The sequence below is a fragment of the Klebsiella sp. MBT K-1 genome (assembly GCF_002556465.1).
GTDB classification, from domain to species: Bacteria; Pseudomonadota; Gammaproteobacteria; order Enterobacterales; family Enterobacteriaceae; genus Klebsiella; species Klebsiella grimontii.
Genome location: NZ_PDEL01000021.1, coordinates 20,747 through 41,982, shown reverse-complemented (window position 1 = coordinate 41,982; position 21,236 = coordinate 20,747). Strand labels below are relative to the sequence as shown.

17 protein-coding genes are annotated in these 21,236 nt (G+C 56.8%); 9 read left to right on the top strand and 8 right to left on the bottom strand.

The window, feature by feature from the left end; all coding sequences use genetic code 11:
- Positions 1-220: 220 nt before the first annotated feature.
- The 9 genes from rhaB (at position 221) to rhaM (ending at position 10,201) form a co-directional block, all read left to right on the top strand.
- Positions 221-1,687, top strand: a complete 1,467-nt coding sequence (gene rhaB / locus CMQ96_RS25045; RefSeq protein WP_098067504.1) for a rhamnulokinase — start codon at positions 221-223, stop codon at positions 1,685-1,687.
- Positions 1,684-2,943: an L-rhamnose isomerase gene (gene rhaA / locus CMQ96_RS25040; protein WP_098067503.1), complete on the top strand. Its 1,260-nt coding sequence runs from the start codon at positions 1,684-1,686 to the stop codon at positions 2,941-2,943. The genes rhaB and rhaA overlap by 4 nt, the downstream gene beginning before the upstream one ends.
- Positions 2,944-3,080: 137 nt before the next feature.
- Positions 3,081-3,911: a rhamnulose-1-phosphate aldolase gene (gene rhaD / locus CMQ96_RS25035; RefSeq protein ID WP_098067502.1), complete on the top strand. Its 831-nt coding sequence runs from the start codon at positions 3,081-3,083 to the stop codon at positions 3,909-3,911.
- Positions 3,912-3,993: 82 nt separating this feature from the next.
- Positions 3,994-4,980, top strand: coding sequence for a rhamnose ABC transporter substrate-binding protein (gene rhaS / locus CMQ96_RS25030; protein ID WP_098067501.1), 987 nt, complete (start codon positions 3,994-3,996; stop codon positions 4,978-4,980).
- Positions 4,981-5,076: 96 nt separating this feature from the next.
- Positions 5,077-6,588 (top strand): sugar ABC transporter ATP-binding protein, encoded by a 1,512-nt coding sequence (locus tag CMQ96_RS25025; RefSeq protein WP_098067500.1) that lies wholly within the window; start codon positions 5,077-5,079, stop codon positions 6,586-6,588.
- Positions 6,588-7,592: an ABC transporter permease gene (locus CMQ96_RS25020; protein WP_024360582.1), complete on the top strand. Its 1,005-nt coding sequence runs from the start codon at positions 6,588-6,590 to the stop codon at positions 7,590-7,592. Before CMQ96_RS25025 ends, CMQ96_RS25020 begins: the two co-directional genes overlap by 1 nt.
- Positions 7,589-8,593 (top strand): ABC transporter permease, encoded by a 1,005-nt coding sequence (locus CMQ96_RS25015; RefSeq protein ID WP_098067499.1) that lies wholly within the window; start codon positions 7,589-7,591, stop codon positions 8,591-8,593. Before CMQ96_RS25020 ends, CMQ96_RS25015 begins: the two co-directional genes overlap by 4 nt.
- A 148-nt stretch (positions 8,594-8,741) precedes the next feature.
- Positions 8,742-9,890, top strand: a complete 1,149-nt coding sequence (gene fucO / locus CMQ96_RS25010; protein ID WP_098067498.1) for a lactaldehyde reductase — start codon at positions 8,742-8,744, stop codon at positions 9,888-9,890.
- Entirely contained in the window at positions 9,887-10,201 is a 315-nt protein-coding gene (rhaM, locus tag CMQ96_RS25005) for an L-rhamnose mutarotase (RefSeq protein WP_004870631.1), read from the top strand. The genes fucO and rhaM overlap by 4 nt, the downstream gene beginning before the upstream one ends.
- Before the next feature lie 54 nt (positions 10,202-10,255).
- On the opposite strand, the gene CMQ96_RS25000 is transcribed toward rhaM, so the two are convergent.
- The 8 genes from CMQ96_RS25000 to CMQ96_RS24965 form a co-directional block, all read right to left on the bottom strand.
- Positions 10,256-11,620: a NosD domain-containing protein gene (locus CMQ96_RS25000; RefSeq protein ID WP_064342043.1), complete on the bottom strand. Its 1,365-nt coding sequence runs from the start codon at positions 11,618-11,620 to the stop codon at positions 10,256-10,258.
- Positions 11,621-11,716: 96 nt separating this feature from the next.
- Complete coding sequence (locus CMQ96_RS24995) at positions 11,717-13,105, bottom strand: glycoside-pentoside-hexuronide (GPH):cation symporter (RefSeq protein ID WP_098067497.1); 1,389 nt, start codon at positions 13,103-13,105, stop codon at positions 11,717-11,719.
- Between the two features lie 69 nt (positions 13,106-13,174).
- Positions 13,175-14,185 (bottom strand): LacI family DNA-binding transcriptional regulator, encoded by a 1,011-nt coding sequence (locus CMQ96_RS24990; protein WP_024360586.1) that lies wholly within the window; start codon positions 14,183-14,185, stop codon positions 13,175-13,177.
- 305 nt (positions 14,186-14,490) lie between these two features.
- On the bottom strand, positions 14,491-15,870 hold the full coding sequence (locus CMQ96_RS24985; protein WP_064342042.1) for a carbohydrate porin: 1,380 nt from the start codon (positions 15,868-15,870) through the stop codon (positions 14,491-14,493).
- Between the two features lie 104 nt (positions 15,871-15,974).
- Positions 15,975-16,565, bottom strand: a complete 591-nt coding sequence (locus CMQ96_RS24980; RefSeq protein ID WP_004870640.1) for a maltose acetyltransferase domain-containing protein — start codon at positions 16,563-16,565, stop codon at positions 15,975-15,977.
- 55 nt (positions 16,566-16,620) lie between these two features.
- On the bottom strand, positions 16,621-17,886 hold the full coding sequence (locus CMQ96_RS24975) for an MFS transporter (protein ID WP_004870643.1): 1,266 nt from the start codon (positions 17,884-17,886) through the stop codon (positions 16,621-16,623).
- A 41-nt stretch (positions 17,887-17,927) separates the two neighbouring features.
- Positions 17,928-20,051: an alpha-galactosidase gene (locus CMQ96_RS24970; protein WP_049085931.1), complete on the bottom strand. Its 2,124-nt coding sequence runs from the start codon at positions 20,049-20,051 to the stop codon at positions 17,928-17,930.
- Between the two features lie 114 nt (positions 20,052-20,165).
- Positions 20,166-21,161: a substrate-binding domain-containing protein gene (locus CMQ96_RS24965; RefSeq protein ID WP_004870647.1), complete on the bottom strand. Its 996-nt coding sequence runs from the start codon at positions 21,159-21,161 to the stop codon at positions 20,166-20,168.
- Between the last annotated feature and the right edge of the window lie 75 nt (positions 21,162-21,236).

Below are 21,236 nucleotides of genomic sequence, written 5' to 3'. Positions count from 1 at the left end.
ATCGTAAAGCCTGCCGCTTTTTCAAGAAATGACGGGAAAGATCGGGAACTGCGGACAACATCACATCCCTCACGCCACCGCGGAGAAAGCGAAACTGTGACCTCTCTCACGGTCACCTTTGCTTTCTTGCCAGCGGCCAATTTTCCCTGTCAGTAACAAGAAGGTGAGCCTGACGCGACTTTTTTAGACTGCATGCAATGATTTTCACAAGGATCTTCCCATGAGTCTTCGTCATTGTGTCGCCGTCGATTTAGGCGCCTCCAGCGGGCGGGTGATGCTGGCCAGCTATCAACCCGGCCAGCAAACCCTGGCCCTGCGCGAAATTCACCGCTTTACCAATAGTCTGCAGAAGGTCGATGGCTTCGACTGCTGGGATCTCGATAGCCTGGAAGGGGAAATTCGCCGCGGTCTGGAGAAGGTCTGCGAACAAGGCATCCTGATCGACAGCATCGGCATTGATACCTGGGGCGTGGATTATGTCCTACTGGATAAACGGGGCCAGCGCGTCGGCCTGCCGGTTTCCTATCGCGACTCCCGCACCCAGGGCCTGATGCGCCACGCCGAAGCCCAGCTGGGCCGCGCGGAAATCTATCGCCGCAGCGGCATTCAGTTTCTGCCGTTTAACACCCTTTATCAGCTGCGCGCGCTGGTTGAACAGCAGCCGGAGCTGGTCAGCCAGGCCGCGCACGCGCTGCTGATCCCGGACTACTTTAGCTTCCGCCTGACCGGCAACATGAACTGGGAATACACTAACGCCACCACCACGCAGCTGGTCAACATCAACAGCGATAGCTGGGATGAAGACCTGCTGAACTGGAGCGGCGCGCCGCGCGAATGGTTCGGTACGCCGACCCATCCCGGCAACGTCATCGGCCACTGGATTTGCCCGCAGGGCAATCACATTCCGGTGGTCGCCGTCGCCAGCCACGATACCGCCAGCGCGGTTATCGCCTCGCCGCTGGCCAGCAAAAACGCCGCGTATCTCTCTTCCGGCACCTGGTCGCTGATGGGCTTTGAAAGCAAAACCCCCTGCACCAGCGATGCGGCGCTAAGGGCCAATATCACCAACGAAGGCGGCGCCGAAGGCCGCTATCGGGTGCTGAAAAATATTATGGGTCTGTGGCTGCTACAGCGGGTGCTCAGGGAGCAAAACGTCAGCGACCTGCCGGCGCTGATCGCGCGTACCGCCGCGCTTCCGGCCTGCCGCTTCGTCATCGATTGCAACGATGACCGCTTTATCAACCCGGACAACATGAGTGCGGAAATTCAGGCCGCCTGCCGCGAATCCGGGCAACCGGTTCCTGCCAACGATGCCGAGCTGGCGCGCTGCATTTTCGACAGCCTGGCGCTGCTTTATGCCCGGGTGCTTAACGAACTGGCGGCGCTGCGCGGTCAGCCGTTCAGCCAGCTGCATATCGTCGGCGGCGGCTGCCAGAACGAGCTGCTTAACCAGCTCTGCGCCGACGCCTGCGGCATTACCGTAGTTGCCGGCCCCGTTGAGGCCTCGACGCTCGGCAATATCGGCATCCAGCTGATGACCCTGGACGAGCTGAACAACGTCGATGAATTCCGTCAGGTGGTACGACAAAACTACGCTCTCACCACCTTTACCCCTAATCCTGAAAATGAAATTGCCCGCTTCGTTGCGCAGTTTCAGCCACAACAGAACAAGGAGCTTTGCGCATGACCACTCAACTTGAACAAGCCTGGGAAATTGCCAAACAGCGCTACGCCAGCGTCGGCGTGGACGTCGAGGAGGCCTTGCGCCAGCTGGACCGCCTGCCCGTTTCCATGCACTGCTGGCAGGGCGATGATGTCGTCGGTTTCGAAAATCCGGAAGGAAGCCTGACCGGCGGTATTCAGGCCACCGGCAACTATCCGGGTAAAGCGCGTAACGCCAGCGAGCTGCGCGCCGACCTTGAGCAGGCGCTGAGCCTGATCCCCGGGCCAAAACGTCTGAACCTGCACGCGCTCTATCTGGAGTCCGACGCGCCGGTATCGCGTAATGAAATTAAGCCGGAGCACTTTAAAAACTGGGTTGAGTGGGCGAAAGCCAACAAGCTGGGGCTCGATTTTAACCCCTCCTGCTTCTCGCATCCGCTGAGCGCCGACGGCTTTACGCTGTCGCACGCCAACGATGAAATCCGTCAGTTCTGGATCGATCACTGTAAGGCCAGCCGCCGTATTTCCGCTTACTTCGGCGAGCAGCTGGGCACGCCATCGGTGATGAATATCTGGATCCCGGACGGCATGAAGGATATTACCGTTGACCGCTTCGCGCCGCGCCAGCGCCTGCTGAACGCGCTCGATGAAGTGATTAGCGAGAAGCTGGACCCGGCGCATCATATTGACGCCGTCGAGAGCAAACTGTTTGGGATCGGCGCGGAAAGCTACACCGTCGGCTCCAATGAGTTCTATATGGGCTACGCCACCAGCCGCCAGACCGCCCTGTGCCTGGATGCCGGCCACTTCCATCCGACGGAGGTCATCTCAGACAAAATCTCCGCCGCGATGCTCTATATCCCGCGTCTGCTGCTGCACGTCAGCCGTCCGGTTCGTTGGGACAGCGACCACGTGGTGCTGCTGGATGACGAAACCCAGGCTATCGCCAGCGAAATCATCCGCCACGATCTGTTCGACCGCGTGCATATCGGTCTCGATTTCTTCGACGCCTCGATCAACCGCATTGCGGCATGGGTGATTGGTACCCGCAATATGAAGAAAGCGCTGCTGCGCGCTCTGCTGGAACCAACCGGGCAGCTGCGTCAGCTGGAGCTCGACGGCGACTACACCGCCCGTCTGGCGCTACTGGAAGAGCAGAAGTGCCTGCCGTGGCAGGCCATCTGGGAGATGTACTGTCAGCGTCACGATACGCCGGCGGGCAGCCAGTGGCTGGATAACGTACGCGCTTATGAAAATGCGGTTCTGAGCCAGCGCGGGTAATGCCTGGCCGTTCCCCGGGTCGCGGCCGGGCTACGAACCGGTAGCCCGGATAAGCCGTTTACGGCGCAATCCGGGGGCTCGCACATATTTAGGGTGAGGGGCCAACCCCACGCCGAATCAACAGGAAAGACAAGACTATGCAGACCATTATCGACGCCTGGTTCGTCCAGGGCATGATTAAAGCCACTTCCGACGCCTGGCTAAAAGGCTGGGACGAGCGCAACGGCGGCAACCTGACGCTGCGCCTGGACGAAGCGGATATTGAACCCTACGCGGCGGATTTTCACGCCAAACCGCGCTATATCGCCCTGAGCCAGCCGATGCCGACGCTGGCTAACAAGCCGTTTATCGTCACCGGTTCCGGGAAGTTCTTCCGCAACGTTCAGCTCGACCCGGCGGCCAACCTCGGCGTGGTGAAAGTGGACAGCGACGGCGCGGGATACCATATTTTGTGGGGGCTGACGGATGAGGCGGTGCCAACCTCTGAGCTGCCGGCGCACTTCCTCTCCCACTGCGAGCGCATCAAGGCGACCAATGGCAAGGACCGCGTGATCATGCACTGTCACGCCACCAACCTGATCGCCCTGACCTACGTGCTGGAGAACAGCAGCGATCTGTTCACCCGCAAGCTGTGGGAAGGCAGCACCGAATGTCTGGTGGTCTTCCCGGACGGCGTCGGCATCCTGCCGTGGATGGTGCCGGGCACCGACGAAATCGGCCAGGCCACCGCCGAGGCGATGCAGAAACATTCGCTGGTGCTGTGGCCGTTCCACGGCGTTTTCGGCAGCGGCCCCAATCTGGACGAAACCTTCGGCCTGATCGATACCGCTGAGAAATCCGCCGAGGTGCTGGTGAAAGTCTATTCGATGGGCGGGATGAAACAAACCATCACCCGCGAAGAGCTGATAGCTCTTGGCAAACGCTTCAACGTTCACCCCCTGCAGTCCGCGTTAGACCTTTATCAATAACAACATCGCGCCCCGCTCACCGAGACGGGGCGAAAAAATCACCTGCAAACCCTACAAAACTAACTCATGTGGAGTAAAAGCAATGAAAACAAACACAAGCTTGATCCTCACCGTTGCCATCCTGGCGTTGTCCGGTTCCGCTTTAGCCGAAGTCAAAATCGCCCTCGTGGCGAAATCATTGGGAAATGGATTCTTCGAAGCAGCGAACGTCGGCGCGCAGGAGGCGGCCAAAGAGTTAGGCGATGTCAAAGTGATCTATACCGGCCCGACCACTACCACCGCCGAAGCGCAGATCGAAGTGCTCAATGGTTTGATCGCCCAGGGGGTGGATGCGATCGCCATTTCCGCTAACGATCCCGACGCCGTGGTACCGGTGCTGAAGAAAGCGATGCAGCGCGGCATTAAAGTGGTCTCCTGGGACTCCGGCGTCGCGCCGGCGGGCCGCCAGATCCATCTTAATCCGTCCAATAACGCCTTGATTGGCGAAACCAACGTTAAGCTCGCCGCCGATGCGCTGAAGGCGCTGAACGTGGAAAAAGGCGAGGTGGCGATTTTAAGCGCCACACCCACCTCCACTAACCAGAACATCTGGATTGAGGAGATGAAAAAGATGCTGCCGCAGTATCCGTCCGTCAATCTGGTGACCGTCGCCTACGGGGACGATCTGTCGGATAAAAGCTACCGCGAAGCGGTGGGCCTGCTGAAGTCATACCCGGATCTGAAAGTGATTGTTTCGCCTTCGTCGGTAGGGATCGTGGCCGCCGCGCAGGCGGTAAAAGATCAGGGCAAAATCGGCAAGGTCTACGTCACCGGGCTGGGGCTGCCGTCGGAAATGGCCGGGGCGATTAAATCCGGCGCCAGCAAAAGCTTCGCCATCTGGAACCCGATTGACCTCGGCTACGCCGCCACGTATCTGGCCGACGATTTAGTCAAAGGCACGGCGACCAAAACCGAAGCCAATATGGGCAAGCTGGGCAAAGTGAAGCTGGATGCCGACGGTAGCGGCGCGATGGCCGAGCCGTTCGTCTACGATGCCAGCAACATCGATAAGTTCTCAAAAATCTTCTGATCCCCTTTACCCGGCCCTCTCTCCTCAAGGGAGAGGGAACAACCCCCTCCCTCGCTCTTTGGGGGAGGGTAAAGGGTAATTTTACGGAGAACTATCATGTCAGCATCCACCCCACTGCTGTCGCTGAAGGGCATCACCAAGGTTTTTCCCGGTGTGCGCGCCCTTGAAAACGTGCAGCTCGATCTGTGGCCCGGCAAAGTGACCGCTTTAATCGGCGAAAACGGCGCGGGGAAATCGACGCTGGTCAAAGTGATGACCGGCATTTATCAGCCCGAAGAGGGCGAGATTCTCTATAAAGCGATCCCTATCCAACTGCCGAACCCGGAGTCGGCGCACAAGGTCGGGATCACCGCGATTCATCAGGAAACCGTGCTGTTCGACGAACTCTCGGTCAGCGAAAATATCTTCGTCGGCCAGTATCTGCATCGCGGCCTGCTGAAGAAGCTCGACTGGCCCGCCATGCACCGCAAAGCCAGCGAAATTCTCACCCGCCTTGAGGTGCAGATTGACCCGCGCGCGACGCTGAAAACCCTCAGCATCGCCCAGCGCCATATGGTCGCCATTGCCCGGGCGCTCTCCTTTGAAGCCCAGGTGGTGATCCTCGATGAGCCGACGGCGGCACTCTCGCAGCATGAAATTCTGGAGTTTTATCAAATCGTTGAGCGCCTGAAGCAGGACGGCAAAGCCATTCTGTTTATCTCGCATAAGTTTGATGAGATTTTCGAACTGGCGGACTACTACACCATTTTGCGCGACGGCGTGTACGTCAGCTCCGGCGCGATTACCGACATCACCGAAGAGCGGATGGTGGCAATGATGGTGGGTCGCGCAATTACCCAAACCTATCCGAAAGTCGACTGTACGCCAGGAGAAACGGTGCTGGAGGTGAAAGACCTCTGCCACCCCACCGAGTTTGCCCATATCAATTTCAGCCTGCGCAAGGGAGAAATCCTGGGCTTTTATGGCCTGGTCGGCGCCGGGCGCACCGAGCTGATGCAGGCGCTCTGCGGAATTTCGCATCCCTCTTCCGGCGACATCGTGCTGAAGGGCGAGACGATGCGCTTTCGTCAGCCAGCCGACGCTATCAGCGCCGGGATCGTCTGCGTGCCGGAAGAGCGGCAGAAGCAGGGAGCGATTATCGCCCTGCCGATCGCCCAGAACATCAGCCTGCCGCAGCTCAGCAAACTCAACCCCAGTGGAATACTTAACGACGCCCGCGAATGGCGGCTGGCGGATGAGTACGCCTCGCGTCTGCAGGTTAAAGCCTTTAGCTGGCGGCAGGCGGTGGAGACCCTTTCCGGCGGCAATCAGCAAAAAGTGGTGATCGGTAAATGGCTGGCGACCCATCCCGAGGTGATTATCCTCGACGAACCGACCAAAGGCATCGATATCGGCTCCAAAGCGGCGGTGCACCAGTTTATGTCCGAACTGGTCAGCCAGGGGCTGGCGGTGATTATGGTCTCTTCGGAGCTGCCGGAAGTGATGGGTATGGCCGACCGGATTATCGTGATGCATGAAGGGCTGATGGTCGCCGAGTACCGCGCCGGTGAAGCGACGGCGGAAACCATCGTCAGCGCCGCCAGCGGCATTGGTCAGGAGGCAGCGTAATGTGGCGACAACTACTGAAACACCGCGAAGCGCTGCTGGCGGCGGTCGTCATTTTGATGATCGGTGCGATCGGCAGCCGGGCGCCGTCATTCGTCTCGCCGGGCAATCTGGTGGAGATGTTTAACGACACCGCCATTCTGATCATCCTCGCCCTCGGCCAGATGATGGTGCTGCTCACCAAAGGCATCGATCTGTCGATGGCCGCCAACCTGGCGCTGACCGGGATGATCGTCGCCCTGCTCAACGCCCACTATCCGGGTATCCCGGTGGCGGCGCTGCTGGCGCTGGCGACCCTGCTGGGCCTGCTGATGGGGATGATTAACGGTCTTCTGGTCTGGCGGCTCGGTATTCCGGCCATCGTGGTCACCTTGGGCACCATGAGTATTTACCGCGGGATTATCTTCCTGCTCTCCGACGGCGGCTGGGTGAACTCGCACCAGATGAGCGCCGATTTTCTCGGCCTGCCGCGCGCCTCGCTGCTGGGGCTGCCGCTGCTGAGCTGGTGCGCCATCGCCGCGCTGCTGCTGGTGGGCTATTTCCTGCGCTACAGCCGCACCGGGCGAGCGCTGTACACCGCGGGCGGCAACGCCACGGCGGCGTACTACACCGGGATCAACGCCGGGAAAATGCAGTTTGTCAGCTTCTGCCTTTCCGGCGCGCTGGCCGGGTTCTGCGGCTACCTGTGGATCTCGCGCTTTGCCGTCGCCTACGTCGATGTCGCCAACGGTTTTGAACTGCAAGTGGTCGCCGCATGCGTCATCGGCGGCATCAGCACCATGGGCGGGACCGGACGGGTGCTCGGCTGCCTGTGCGGCGCGCTGTTCCTCGGCGTTATCAATAACGCGCTGCCGGTGATTGGCATTTCGCCGTTCTGGCAAATGGCCATTTCCGGCGCGGTGATCGTGATTGCGGTGCTGCTTAACGAGCGCAGCAATAAGACCCACGGGCGGTTAATCCTGCGCAACGCGGCGCTGGCGCGGCAGAAACAGGCGGTGAAATCATGAGCAAAATAATGATGTCTGAAGAGATGAAAAGCGCCCCGGCCGTGCCGTCGCCGCTGCGTCGTCTGCTGTGCTGGGAAGGGTTTCTGCTGGCGGTGACCCTCGCGGTATTCGTGGTTAACGCCCTGGCGTCGCCCTACTTCCTTAATATCTGGAACCTGTCGGACGCCACGTTTAACTTCGCCGAAAAAGCGATCATCGTGCTGCCGATGGCGATGTTGATTATCGCCAGAGAGATCGACCTTTCGGTGGCGTCGACGATGGCGCTGAGCTCAACGGCAATGGGCTTCTGCGCGGCGGCGGGTATGGATACGCCGCTGCTGGTGGCCGTCGGGCTGGGCGTGGGGCTGCTGTGCGGCCTGTTCAACGGTATCCTGGTGACGCGCTTTAACCTGTCGTCGATCGTCATCACCATCGGCACCATGAGCCTGTATCGCGGGATAACCTACATTCTGCTCGGCGACAAGGCGCTCAACCACTACCCGGAGAGCTTCGCCTGGTTCGGCCAGGGCTACGTATGGGGGGCGCTCTCTTTTGAGTTCGCGCTGTTTATCCTCCTCGCCGCCGCCTTTACCTTCCTGCTGCATAAAACCAACTTTGGCCGCCGGACCTACGCCATCGGCAATAACCCGACCGGGGCCTGGTTCTCTGGGATCAACGTTAAGCGCCACAATCTGATGCTGTTCGCGCTGGTCGGGCTGATGGCCGGGCTGGCGGCGGTACTGCTGACCTCGAGGCTCGGCAGCACGCGTCCGACGCTGGCGATGGGCTGGGAGCTGGCGGTCGTCACCATGGCGGTGCTCGGCGGCGTCAATATTCTCGGCGGCTCCGGCAGCATGGTGGGGGTGATTATCGCCGCCTTCCTGATGGGGCTGGTGACGTTTGGCCTGAGCCTGCTCAACGTGCCGGGGATCGTGATGTCGATCATCATCGGCGCGATGCTGATCGTGGTGATCTCGCTGCCGATTATTACCCGGCGGATGATGCAGCGAAGACGAATTTAATTTCCCCCTCATCCTCAATCCCGGAGGCGGTGCTACGCACCTGTCCGGGCTACCGGCCCACCCTGTAGCCCGGGTAAGGCGCCAGCCGCGACCCGGGGATGGGTGAGGGGAAACGGATTTCCCAAAATCAATATTAAGGAGAATTATCATGAGTTTTATGTTGGCACTGCCCAAAATCAGCCTTCACGGCGCAGGCGCAATCGGCGATATGGTCAAGCTGGTGGCGGGTAAACGCTGGGGCAAGGCGCTGATCGTCACCGACGGCCAGCTGGTGAAGCTGGGGCTGCTCGACAGCCTGTTCGCCGCTATGGATGAACAGCAGATGGCTTACCATCTGTTTGACGAGGTGTTCCCTAACCCCACCGAGGCGCTGGTGCAAAAAGGCTACGCGGCGTATTGCGAGGCCGGGTGCGATTACCTTATCGCCTTCGGCGGCGGCAGCCCGATTGATACCGCCAAAGCGGTCAAAATCCTCACCGCCAACCCGGGGCCATCGACCGCCTACTCCGGGGTCGGCAAAGTGACCAACCCCGGCGTGCCGCTGGTGGCGATCAACACGACCGCCGGAACGGCGGCGGAGATGACCAGCAATGCGGTGATCATCGACGCCGAGCGCCAGGTGAAAGAGGTGATTATCGACCCCAATATCATCCCGGATATTGCCGTCGATGACGCCAGCGTGATGCTGGATATTCCGCCCGCCATTACCGCCGCCACCGGCATGGACGCGCTGACCCACGCCATTGAAGCCTTCGTGTCCGTTGGCGCGCATCCGCTGACCGACGCCAACGCCCTGGAGGCGATTCGCCTGATCAACCTGTGGCTGCCGAAAGCCGTGGACGACGGACATAACCTTGAAGCCCGCGAGCAGATGGCGTTTGGCCAGTATCTGGCGGGCATGGCGTTTAACAGCGCCGGTCTCGGCCTGGTGCACGCGCTGGCCCATCAGCCGGGCGCCACCCACAACCTGCCGCACGGCGTGTGCAACGCCATCCTGCTGCCGATCATCGAAAACTTTAACCGCCCGAACGCCGTCTCCCGTTTCGCCCGCGTGGCGCAGGCGATGGGCGTCGATACCCGCGGCATGAGCGATGAGGCGGCCAGCATGGAGGCGATTAACGCCATCCGCGCGCTGAGCAAACGTGTCGACATTCCGCAAGGCTTCAGCCAGCTTGGCGTTAGCAAAGCCGATATCGAAGGCTGGCTGGACAAAGCGCTGGCCGACCCGTGCGCGCCGTGCAACCCGCGCGCCGCCAGCCGCGATGAAGTCCGCGAGCTCTATCTGGAGGCCTTATGATCCGCAAAGCTTTCGTCATGCAGGTCAACCCGGACGCGCATGAAGAGTATCAGCGCCGTCATAACCCCATCTGGCCGGAGCTCGAAGCGGTGCTGAAGGCCCACGGCGCGCACCGCTACGCGATTTATCTCGATAAACAGCGCAACCTGCTGTTCGCCACGGTGGAGATTGAATCGGAAGCGCGCTGGGACGCCGTCGCCAACACGGAGGTGTGCCAGCGCTGGTGGCGCCATATGCGCGATGTGATGCCCGCCAACCCGGATAACAGCCCGGTAAGCGCGGAGCTTAAAGAGGTGTTTTATCTCGATTAAATCCATGACGGCCCCGCTGCGTTTAGCGGGGCCACCGCTTGAGGTTGAAGAGCGTTAAATCGTTCCGGGAACGGGCGTGGCCCTGAAGGCGTTTACCGCCCTGTCCATCAGCACCTGACTGTCGCTTCCGCTATCCAGTATCGTGTTTTGCGCAGAGCTCTTTTCTACCAGCACGGCGACCGCATCGAGGGCTTTTAATCTGTCCGTGGTGAGCAAGGCGCTGACCTGCGCCGCAAAACAGGCATCCTCTTCCGACGGTTGCGCCTGCGCCGCCGACGCCTCAGTTGTCGCCACGATATGGTTATTGGCAAGGTAGTTTCCCTTACCGGCAACAAGACGGATGACGATCGGCTTTATTCCCCGCGGCTTGAGATACTGGACATCGAGGGTTTCGGAAATATGATTGGCAATTATCGAGTTATTACTTCCCTCAATATACAGCAGGCCATAGGTATCATCCCGCCCATTGTCATAAGCCTGCATCGGCGGCCAGGGCTCACGATCGCGCAAGAAGTGGTTTGCCGAGATCAGATTCTCCGCGCAGTTGTTCTCCATTATCAGCATGCCTGGATAAAACGAATGGAATCGATTGCTGGTGACGCAGGAGCGTACAACGCCGGATAAGTGGACGCTGCTGGCGCCGCGCGGGAAAATATTGTTGGTAGAAATTAATAACCCGCCGAAGTTTTGCGCGTAAATGGAATAGCCTTTATAGCCTGCGCCAATCAGGTTATCGGTTATTTTTGACGCCTGCCCGGCGCCGCGGAGCTCGATACAGTTACCGCATTCGGCAATAAAGTTATTATGGATCGCCATCGCATCGCTGTTGTACGCGGTGAGGCCATGCTCGAGGTAGATGAACCCCATCCCGGTGATCCGAAAGGCGTCCTGCGCGCTAGCGATATAAATTCCAGTTTTACCGTTGGTGTAGGTATTTTCCGGGTCGTTGTTTCCCAGCCCATCATCAACAAAGTGCAGGCCATCAATACAGAAGTTTTCGAACGCGACCGAACTGATACGCGGCGCCCCGCTGCGCTTTACATAAAACGCGGCGCCGGCGTGCTCTTCATCGCCGTCCTGCGGGCAGAGATCGACCAGGATACGGCTCCCGCCCGGCCACAGATCGTGCAGGTTCGCCCATTCATCCGCAGGGGTATTAAAGCGAATACTTGAAGAGACAAAACCATGCCCGGCGCCCATTATTTTTAAATAGCTTATATCAATCAAGACCTGCGTCGTCAGATGATAATCGCCGGGCGGGATAAAAATAGCGGCGCCCGGTTTTCCACCGTCGTTGATATCGGTTTCGGTTTGCCGGGATTTAATATCGGCGATAATACTATTAATCACTTCGCCAATATCCTGATAGGGATTACCCACCGGCCACCGCGTGACGTCATAATAATTTTCAGGCACCATAAAACCTCCTTTGATATTAAATGGAAATCAATAAAAAATATTTAAATCGTAGATATATCATTGTTGAATAAAACCGATACTCTGCGCTCCCGATCATTAACCGCGGCCTTTTTCCAGCTCGCGCTTTGCCAGATCCGTTTTAATTCTTTCAAGAAAAGCGTTATTGAGCTTAAAGTAGCGCACCAGATACGCGCTGATGAAATAGCTCACCATCGGCAGCAGGGAGAACATCACGATAATGCCCTGGAGGGTCTGCGAATTTTGCTGCGGCTCATTCGCGACATAGCCGGTAAACGCCAGAATCCAGGCGACGATAGCGCCGGCCACCGCCAGCCCCATTTTCAGCATAAAAAGATTACCGGCGAAGGAGATACCGGTCAGGCGTTTACCAAATTTCCAGTCGCCGTAGTCGTCGACGTCGGACATCATCGCCCACAGAATAGGGCCAGACTGGATGAGATGCAGGACGTTAATAATGATGAACAGCGTCATCAGCGGGGTCAGCGATTGCGGATCAATAAACCACAGCGCAAACGAGAGAATACCAAGGATAATATTAATAACGCGGAACAGCGCCAGCTTATCAAAACGATCGGTAAGCGGTTTGGCAAGCACGCTGCCCAGCATATTACAGGCCACGCCCAGCGCCATAAAGAAGGTAATAAATCCGACAGACGCCTTCATCACATAGGTAGCATAATAGATGATTACACCGCCGCGGATAAATGCCGGGAAAACGTTCAGGAAGGTAATAGAGATCATCAATAGCCACTGATCGTTTTTGATGATATCGCGCAGGTCTTTCTTTAACGACTCGTTTTGCTTCACCGACACCACCCGCTCTTTAATGCTGGAGAAGCAGAACAGGAACATTAGCGTTGCCGCGCCGCCCATAATGATCATGGTCAGTTGGAAACCGGAGGCGCGATCGCCGTTACCCAGCCAGTCCGTTAACGGCAGAATAGAGGAGGAAATAATTAATGTCGCCAGGCCATTAAGGAAAAAGCGCCAGGACAGACAGCCCATACGCTCTTTCTGATTGAGGGTAATCACGCCGCCGACCGAGCAATAGGGAATATTAATCGCGGTGTAAATCAGCGACATGACAAGGTAGGTGACCCAGGCATAGATAATCTTGCCGTTCATGCTGAGATCGGGGGTAGTAAACATCAGTACCGCGCCCAGGCCAAACGGAAACGCCATCCATAATAACCATGGGCGGAATTTACCCCAGCGCGAGACGGTGCGGTCGCAGATTGCCCCCATTAGCGGATCGCTAAAAGCGTCAAAGATACGGATAACCAGGAATAATGTGCCAACCACCCCGGCATTCAGGCCATAAACATCGGTATAAAACCACGTCAGATATAGCGCCAGGACGCTCCATATCATTCCCGACCCGGCGTCACCCATGCCGTAGCCGATCTTCTCCCTGAGCCCGAGCTTTTCATAAGCGCCTGGCTTTTCCATTGCGGTAGCAGACATAAATACACCTATTTTTTGTTAAAAGGAGCCCATGACGCTAACGTTGCGCCATTACTAAATACCTATCCCTTACAGGGAGGTAATATTAATCTTTACGCTGCTCTCGCGGATAATTAACCGGGAGACGATTTCATGCATTTCAATACTGTCCGGCTGCTGTTGATGCTTTACCATCTGGAACGCGAGGTGAGCAATTTCATTGACCGGCTGTGCCACGCTGGTAATTTTTTTGGTTTGCGCCAGCAGGGTATTATCAAAACTGGCAATAGCGATATCTTCTGGAATGGAGATACCTTTTTCTTTAAGCCCATCGATAATATAGTTGGCAGCAATATCGTTATAAACCAACAGGCATGAACAGGTACGATCTGGCTCGCTGAGCTTCTCGATAATGACATCAAGAATTTGAATATGCCCGGAAACTCTCTCACCTTCACCTTTGGTTATCCAGAACGAATTATCTTTGGCGAGCGTTAAGCCGTGGCTCGCTATTTTTTTGCTATACGACGATACCTTGCGATTATCAACGCCTTCCTGGGCAACAAAGCCAAATGAAACATGACCCGTGTGGATAAAATGTTCCGCAATGCTTTCCGCCCCGCGATCCTGATTAATCGAAACGGAATTAAAGAAGCGGGACACCTGGGTGACGATGGCGACCGGGATGCGGGTAATGGTTAACCATTCGGAAAGTTCGGCCTCCGCTTCCGTCGGTACCCATAACAAACTGTCAATGCCCATTCCCACCAGGGTATGAATAATATGTTTATCCTGCTGCGGCTGATTCTGATGCGTTTTAACGATCACCGATTTGCCAATATACCGGGCCTCTTCCTCCACTGTCGCCAGCAGTTCACAGAAGTGAGGATTCATCAGATTAGGCAACACCACGCCAATCAGCCCTGAACATTTACCGCTAAGCTGAAACGAACTCTTACTGGGCACATAGCAGAGATAATCCATCGCATCGCGTACCGCCTGCCGGGTTTCCGGCACCACGCTGGGATGATTGTTAAGCACTCGTGATACGGTCGCCGTCGAGACCCCCGCTCTTTTCGCTACGTCTTTGATCGATGCCATGATGATTGAGTACGCCCCCTAACACTGGTGCTTACTATAAATTGTGATCGCGATCGGAAATGTAAGCCAGTTCACATGTTGCTTTGTTACATGGAAGCACGTTCGGCCTTCTCAATTTAGCTGGCTGAGACAAGTTTAATCGGAAGGGCGTGTATGAAAGGGCCTCATCCTTATAATCCATGTAAACCACAACGTTGTGGATTTCATGTTCACTAAGAATGAGGCATTGGTATAATTTTTATATTATTGAAATTATTATCAATAAAAATACTATTCAATAATATGATCGTTGAATACTTAAATAATTAGAAGAAATACTTAAAGCGCAACCGCGCGCCATAGCGATCGTCGTCATCGCTCTGGCTCAGCTTATCGTCGCTATCCAGAATAGAGTAATAGGCCCCAAGATAAATATTAAAATTCTGCATATTCATCACGTTCGGAATTTGATACGACGCGTGGATAGTATGAATATTGTAGGTACCTTCGTCTTTAATCCAGCAGTCGTTATCGCAAATGACTCCAGCATAATCGCTGATTTTGTTATGCGCGTAGATATAGCCCAGTTCGAAGCGCCGCCACAGCGCGTTCACCCCGGTGGTAAAATCTTTTTCGTTGCTGGCATCCATATAAGCGGTGTTCAGGTTCACCACCACGCCGTTATCCGGGTCGCTCTTCAGGCCGTTCCAGGTCATAGTCAGGCCATAACCTGTGCGGCCGGACTGATCGACGAAGTTGCCCTGCGCATCGTGATAGCCATAGGCGTTTTGCACCACGTTCGCTTCCATGGCCGCCGCCACGGACACTTCGTCCTTCGCCCAGGAGACCACCGGGCGCAGGTAAGCGACGTTCTTTTTCTGATCCATATCGCGACCGTGGTAACCGCCGTCGTTATACAGCGAAGTGCCGTCTTCCAACAAAGTGTTGAGCTCAAAATACCAGTTATCAAGCTGCTTGCTTAGCAGGAAGTTGCCGCCTGCGTCAGAACGCCCGCGCCCCTCTTTCATCATATAGATATAGCCATGACCGTCGCTATACAGGTCGTTGGCGGTATTGCCGGAGTGCTCGACAAAGGTATCCTGATTTAGCGGGAACATGTCGTAAGCTTCAAAACGCCCCACCTTAACCTTCCAGTCATTTTCCTGACCAAAGAAGAACGCGGCATCATCAAGATTCATCGAACCAGTCATATCCGCCAACGGTTGGACGGTGAACCCGGCAAAATAGCCGCTGTCCGTTTTACGCATACCATCGAAGCCGAGCAGGATACGACCGTTTAAATCCCAGTTCTCGTAGGTTGGGTCGCTACCAACATCAGCGTTAGTCATCGCCAGCAAGCCACGTTTGCTTTCCGCATCCATATTGAATTCCACGTCACCGTAGATTTTCAGATCGCCATAGCCCGTTAATTTCAACTCCGGCGCGGTCATATTCTTTTTACTCTCTGCAGCCGGAGCCACGCTTTTAACCGCTACGCTGGTTTGTGCCGCCTGAATAGCGGCATCCTGTTGCGTCTGTAAATTCCGAACCTGCTCTTCCGCTACCGTCGCCCGATTCTCAGCGGCGGCAAGCCGCGCTTCCAGTTGTTCCATACGCTGTTCAAGAGTCAGGTGATTATTTTTTGCTACCGCTGAACCCGTTATTAAAGACAAACCCATGGCTATCGATAATGCTTTTTTATTCATTTTTATTTTCCGGAGGTAAAAGAGGGCCAGGTGAGTCATAAACTCACCCGTATTTATTTTTTGTTTTTTATATCAGGCAGATTTTTCTATTTTATTTTGGCTATTCACCCCGCAAACAGTTGATATTTATTCTTATCCTCATCGCTAATTTCTCTTAATATCCGACAAGGGACGCCAGCAGCGACGACATTCGCTGGTATTGAGCGATTCACCACACTTCCGGCGCCGATAACCGAGTTTTTACCAATAGTGACCCCAGGGTTGATAATCACCCCGGTGCCAAGCCATACGCCATCCTCGATGATAACCGGCTGCGAGAATTGCTGCTGGGTGTGGCGCAGATCCGGATGAACCGGATGGCCCGCGGTGGAAATAGTCACGTTGGGCGCAAACATCACGTTATTGCCGATGATAATGTCGGCATCATCAACCAGCGTCAGGTTGAAGTTGGCGTAAAAATTATCGCCGATAGTGGTGTGAGTTCCGTAGGCAATATTAATCGGCGGTTCTATCCAGCACGCTTTACCGACGCTGGCAAACATGCGTCGAATAATATCGTCTCTTAATTCCTGATTAAAAGGATGCGAGTGATTGTACTCATAGGCCCGCGCCTTGCCCATCAGCCGCTGTTCCGGTAAACCATATCCTGAATCAAGATAGAGCTCGCCGCTGTTCATTCTTGCTTTCATATCCATAGTGCAAATTTTCCTCATCTCTCCAGCACATCCCTGTGCATTATCGACCTGTTTTCTAAACCGTCATGGCGTTATCGCGCATCTTTTCCGACGTGGCCTTGCCCGATAAGGTAAAGGCGGATATCAAGGTGACGGTCAGGGCGATGCCGCCAAGGATCATATAGGTATCCTGGAAGCCGATACGGTCATACATATTTCCGGCAAAAGCGGAGAGAAAAATCGCCGCCACCTGTTTGGAAAACTGGAAGCCGACCAGGTAAATCGTCGCCGACAGCCGAACGTCAAACACGCCGGTAATGTACTTAAACGCCCCCACCAGCAGGAACGGGACCTCCAGCGCATGGAGCATTTTCAGCGCCACCACTTCAGCGGCCGTCGTGGCGAACGATGAGCCGATCATCCTCGCCGCCATCACCATCCCGGCAATCAGCAGCGTATTCTTCGCGCCGATGCGGTTAATAATCCACGGCGAGCTGAACATGATAATCGCGTTGCATATTTCCCCGGCGGTGGTCGCGAAACCAAAGGCGCGGGTGCCCGATTCCGGCGTGGCGAAGAAAGATTTAAAGAAGGTGGCAAACTGCTGGTCAAAGACGTCATATACGCAGGCGACGCCGATAACGTAGAGAATAAACATCCACATTTTGCGCTGACGGAACATGCGCACGGCGGTTTTTAAATCGACCGATGATCGGTTAGCGCCCAGCGAGTCCATCACCTGCGCGGTCTGGCTGGCCTGCGGTTTCGCGATAGCCACCAGTACGACCAGCACCAGCGCGGCGGCTGACCCCATCCAGAACACCCACTCGGGGTTAACGCTGAATAGCATCCCCGCCGTGGTAGCGCACAGCGCCCAGCCGAGGCAGCCAAAAGTCCGCGCCTTGCCGTATTCAAACCCGCTGTTGCGGCTCACGCGCTCAATATAGGCTTCCATCGCCCCGGCGCCGGCGGAGAAAACAAAGCCGATGTAGGCCCCGCCGCTCAGTGCCCCGAGCCAGATATTGGTTTTCAGCAGCGGCGCAAAGACATAGAGGAAAAAGGGGGCGATCAGCACCAGCAGCACGGTCACGATCCACATCAGATGCTTTTTCAGCCCCAGCTTATCGGAGATCACGCCCAGTATCGGCTGAAAGCAGATAGCGAACAGCGACAGGCTGGAGAAAACAATACCGGTCTCGGTTTTATTCAGGCCGATGACGTCCGATAGCCAGATCGGCAAAAACGGAAAGCAGGTGGCCATAATGAAAAAGTAGAGAAAGAAGAACAGCCCGAAAATCCAGAAATTGGGGTTGTTTTTATGGGTACAGACGGTCGGGTTCATTGTGTACTCCTCAAAAAGGGCCGACGCGCGGCCCGTTACCATCACACGCGTTGCAGGCCAATCAAAATGGCGCTTTCCGGGTCGAGGATTGGCAGCGCCAGCCCCGCCTGTTGTAACCACTCGCCGCTTACGGTCTGCGGTGTCGTCATCCATTCCGGCAGCTTACGCATCGTATGGCCGCCCTCTCCCGTAATCTGGATATCGGGATGGTCGAGAAGCGTCACCCGGTAGCGGGCTCCCGCTTCCAGTCCCGCCACGCGCAGCGGCGCCATCAGGGTGTAGTCCGGCATCGCCAGCTGACTGACGAGGAAAATCGCCTGGCTCTTATCCTCACTCACCACGCCGTGCGCGAGGGTTGTGGCGTCCGGCATATCGATACGCCACTGCACGCCGTGATGAATAACATCGCGCCACTGCTTGTGTAGCGCCGCGTATTTGCGGTAACCCGCGCGCTCTTGCTCATCGGCGCTCACCGGATCCAGCTCAAGCCCCATATGGCCGAACAGCGCCGTCAGGCCGCGGAAAGCGATACTGTGCTGGCGGAAAGTGGCGTGACAGCGGCGGTTGCCGATGTGCGCGCCCATCACTTCCGGTGGGAAGAAGTAGCTCATGCCGCGCTGAATGGTGTTGCGCTCGAGGGCATCGTTATTGTCGGAAGCCCAGAAGCGATGGCTGCGCTTCAGCACTTCATAATCGATACGCCCGCCGCCGGAGGAGCAGGACTCAAATTCAATATGCGGGAAGCGGGCCACCAGCGTATCCAGCAGGCGATAGAACTGGCGAGTTTGCGCATCGGCGGCGGCTTTACCGTTATGCGCAGGCTGCACCAGCTCGCGGTTCATATCCCACTTCACATAGTCCACGGCGTGCTCGCCCAGCAGCCAGCTCATCCGCTCCAGCAGATAATCAAAGGCTTCCGGGATATTCAGGTTCAGGACAAACTGATGCCGTCCGGGGATCGGCGTATAGCCCGGCAGCGCCAGCACCCAGTCGGGATGCGCGCGGTATAAATCGGAGTTCGGGTTGATCATCTCTGGCTCAACCCAGATGCCGAACTCCATCCCCAGCGACTTCACGTGGTCGATAACCGGGGTCAGACCGTCAGGATATTTTTCTTCATCGAGATACCAGTCGCCGAGCGCCGCCCAGTCGTCGTTGCGCCCTTTAAACCAGCCGTCGTCGATGATAAAGCGCTCTACGCCCAACCCCGCCGCCTCATCCGCCATGCGCATGATGTACTGCGGGTCGTGGTCAAAATAGATCCCTTCCCAGGTGTTGAGATGCACCGGGCGCGCCTTGTTGTCCGGGAAGCGAATAATCTGTTCGCGCAAATAGCGGTGGAACTGCTGGCTCATGCCGTTCAGCCCTTGCGCTGAATAGCTGGCGTAGAGGTTCGGCGTCCACAGCGTTTCCCCTTCCGCCAGCGCCATTTCGCCCGCCAGATAGAGCGCTTCCGCCTGCAGGTAGCGCCGCCCGTCGGTTTTCACTTCCGCCCGCAGGCGGTGATTACCGCTCCAGCCCAGGTGCACGCCCCACACTTCGCCCTGCATCTCGCTAAAGGCGCGGCTGCCGGTAATCAGCGCCGGAAAATGTTCGTGAGAGGTGCGTCCGCGGCGGTTTTCCAGCACAAAGCTGTCGTGTTCCAGAATGAGACGATGGGGCTGGAATTCGCGGATCCAGCGGCCATGAAAGGCCATCACTTCGCGGGCGCGTTCGGCGACCGGCAGCGTGACGGCCAGGCGATCCACCTGCCACGGCTGCGGGCGCAGGTTGGTTAAGCCATGGCGCACGCTCAGTACGCCGCTGCTATCAAGCTGGATTTCACTGCATAACCGCAGGCCAGCCTGCGCGTCTTCGCTGAAGAGAGTAACCTTCTGCCCGTCCTGCACCACCTCGGTGGTGGTGAACATCGGTGAGGCATCCAGCCCCTGACGGTGGCCCTCAATGCCCGGCGCGCCAAACAGACCGTGCCCCAGTTCGGCCATCAAGGTCACCGGGGAATCGACGTCGAGGCGACCGTTGGCCACCGGGCGGGCGATGCTGGCGGCATCCTGCGGCGAAAAGTGGCTTAAATGCGGCCCCCAGTAGATAATTTCGGCGAACGGATGGGTTTTGATCACCACGTCGGCCACTGCGCTTTGCAGGCGTAAAATCGAATCAGACATTAGACATCTCCACAACAAGGAATGTCTTACTGTTGATCCGAAACGTTTCGGACGCCAACCAAAACGTTTCGGATCCGTGATCGAGTTCAGGAAATTAATCTAACGGGCGGGAAATCAGGCGGTTTCGCCGGAGATAAATTCAGGCTGCCAGAGCACCTGGAGCGAGGCGAGATCGTCACCGGCGATTAAGCGGCGAACCATGCTGGCTATCTGGCGACCCACACCCTGGCGGGTGGATTGAATCACCGCGCCAACCGGAGTTTCAATGATGCTATCCTGCGGTAAACCGTCGTAAACCACTAATGCAACACGGTTATCGCCAGTCAGACGCCCCAGTTGAGCCAGGGCCATCGCCGCGCCGTCGCCGTGAGTATTGCAATCGGTGACAATCGCCGTTGGCGGTTCAGGCAAGCGCAGCAGTTCCATGGTTGCCTGAAACCCGCCGCGGCGGGTGGGCGGCACGCTGCGCAGCCAGGTATCCGCCAGACCCGCTTCGCGCAGCGCCTGCAGATAACCGTTGCGGCGCTGGGTAATAAAAGCCTGATTGTTATTTTCGCTCAGCAGCGCGATGCGTCGGTGCCCCTGGCTAATCAGGTGGCGGGTGGCGCGATACGTTCCCGCCTGGTTATCGAAATCAAACCAGGCGTAGGGCTGCGGCAGGCGGCTGCGGCCCAGCGCCAGAAAAGGAAAGCCGGCAGAGAGCAGTTGAATCAGGCGCGGGTCGTCATCGAGCGTATGCGCGACGATCAGCGCATCGACGCGGCGGCTCTGCACCATACGCATATAGCCGTGCTTATCGGCCTGTTCATCGTCGGCAATCAGCAGTAAATCAATCTCGTAGCGCGCCAGTTCGTGGCTGATTTCGCCCACCATTTCGAGAAAGACGTTGTTATTCAGCGGCGCGGGACGCACGGGGAACACCAGGCCGACGGCGTCGATTTTGCCCATTTTCAGGCGGCGCGCAAAGGTGTTTGGCCGATAGCCGCGACGCTGCGCTTCGGCCTCGACGCGGGCGCGCGTCTCCTGCGACACGTCGTCATAGCCGTTCAACGCGCGGCTGACGGTTGTAACCGAGATCCCAAGTTCTTTAGCAATGGCTTTCAGCGACATAAGTTTCCCTGTCTTCGCGGGAGAATGCGGCTAGTGTCCCGCAATACGGGCATGGCGTCCACCCTGCCGCCGTGA

Coding starts and splice junctions, on each gene's coding strand:
- CMQ96_RS24995 (WP_098067497.1), bottom strand. CDS start 13,105: ATGTCTGCTACCGCAATGGAAAAGCCAGGCGCTTATGAAAAGCTCGGG.
- CMQ96_RS24990 (WP_024360586.1), bottom strand. CDS start 14,185: ATGGCATCGATCAAAGACGTAGCGAAAAGAGCGGGGGTCTCGACGGCG.
- rhaB (WP_098067504.1), top strand. CDS start 221: ATGAGTCTTCGTCATTGTGTCGCCGTCGATTTAGGCGCCTCCAGCGGG.
- CMQ96_RS24975 (WP_004870643.1), bottom strand. CDS start 17,886: ATGAACCCGACCGTCTGTACCCATAAAAACAACCCCAATTTCTGGATT.
- CMQ96_RS25015 (WP_098067499.1), top strand. CDS start 7,589: ATGAGCAAAATAATGATGTCTGAAGAGATGAAAAGCGCCCCGGCCGTG.
- CMQ96_RS24980 (WP_004870640.1), bottom strand. CDS start 16,565: ATGGATATGAAAGCAAGAATGAACAGCGGCGAGCTCTATCTTGATTCA.
- CMQ96_RS24970 (WP_049085931.1), bottom strand. CDS start 20,051: ATGTCTGATTCGATTTTACGCCTGCAAAGCGCAGTGGCCGACGTGGTG.
- CMQ96_RS24985 (WP_064342042.1), bottom strand. CDS start 15,870: ATGAATAAAAAAGCATTATCGATAGCCATGGGTTTGTCTTTAATAACG.
- fucO (WP_098067498.1), top strand. CDS start 8,742: ATGAGTTTTATGTTGGCACTGCCCAAAATCAGCCTTCACGGCGCAGGC.
- CMQ96_RS25000 (WP_064342043.1), bottom strand. CDS start 11,620: ATGGTGCCTGAAAATTATTATGACGTCACGCGGTGGCCGGTGGGTAAT.
- CMQ96_RS24965 (WP_004870647.1), bottom strand. CDS start 21,161: ATGTCGCTGAAAGCCATTGCTAAAGAACTTGGGATCTCGGTTACAACC.
- rhaM (WP_004870631.1), top strand. CDS start 9,887: ATGATCCGCAAAGCTTTCGTCATGCAGGTCAACCCGGACGCGCATGAA.
- rhaS (WP_098067501.1), top strand. CDS start 3,994: ATGAAAACAAACACAAGCTTGATCCTCACCGTTGCCATCCTGGCGTTG.
- CMQ96_RS25020 (WP_024360582.1), top strand. CDS start 6,588: ATGTGGCGACAACTACTGAAACACCGCGAAGCGCTGCTGGCGGCGGTC.
- CMQ96_RS25025 (WP_098067500.1), top strand. CDS start 5,077: ATGTCAGCATCCACCCCACTGCTGTCGCTGAAGGGCATCACCAAGGTT.
- rhaD (WP_098067502.1), top strand. CDS start 3,081: ATGCAGACCATTATCGACGCCTGGTTCGTCCAGGGCATGATTAAAGCC.
- rhaA (WP_098067503.1), top strand. CDS start 1,684: ATGACCACTCAACTTGAACAAGCCTGGGAAATTGCCAAACAGCGCTAC.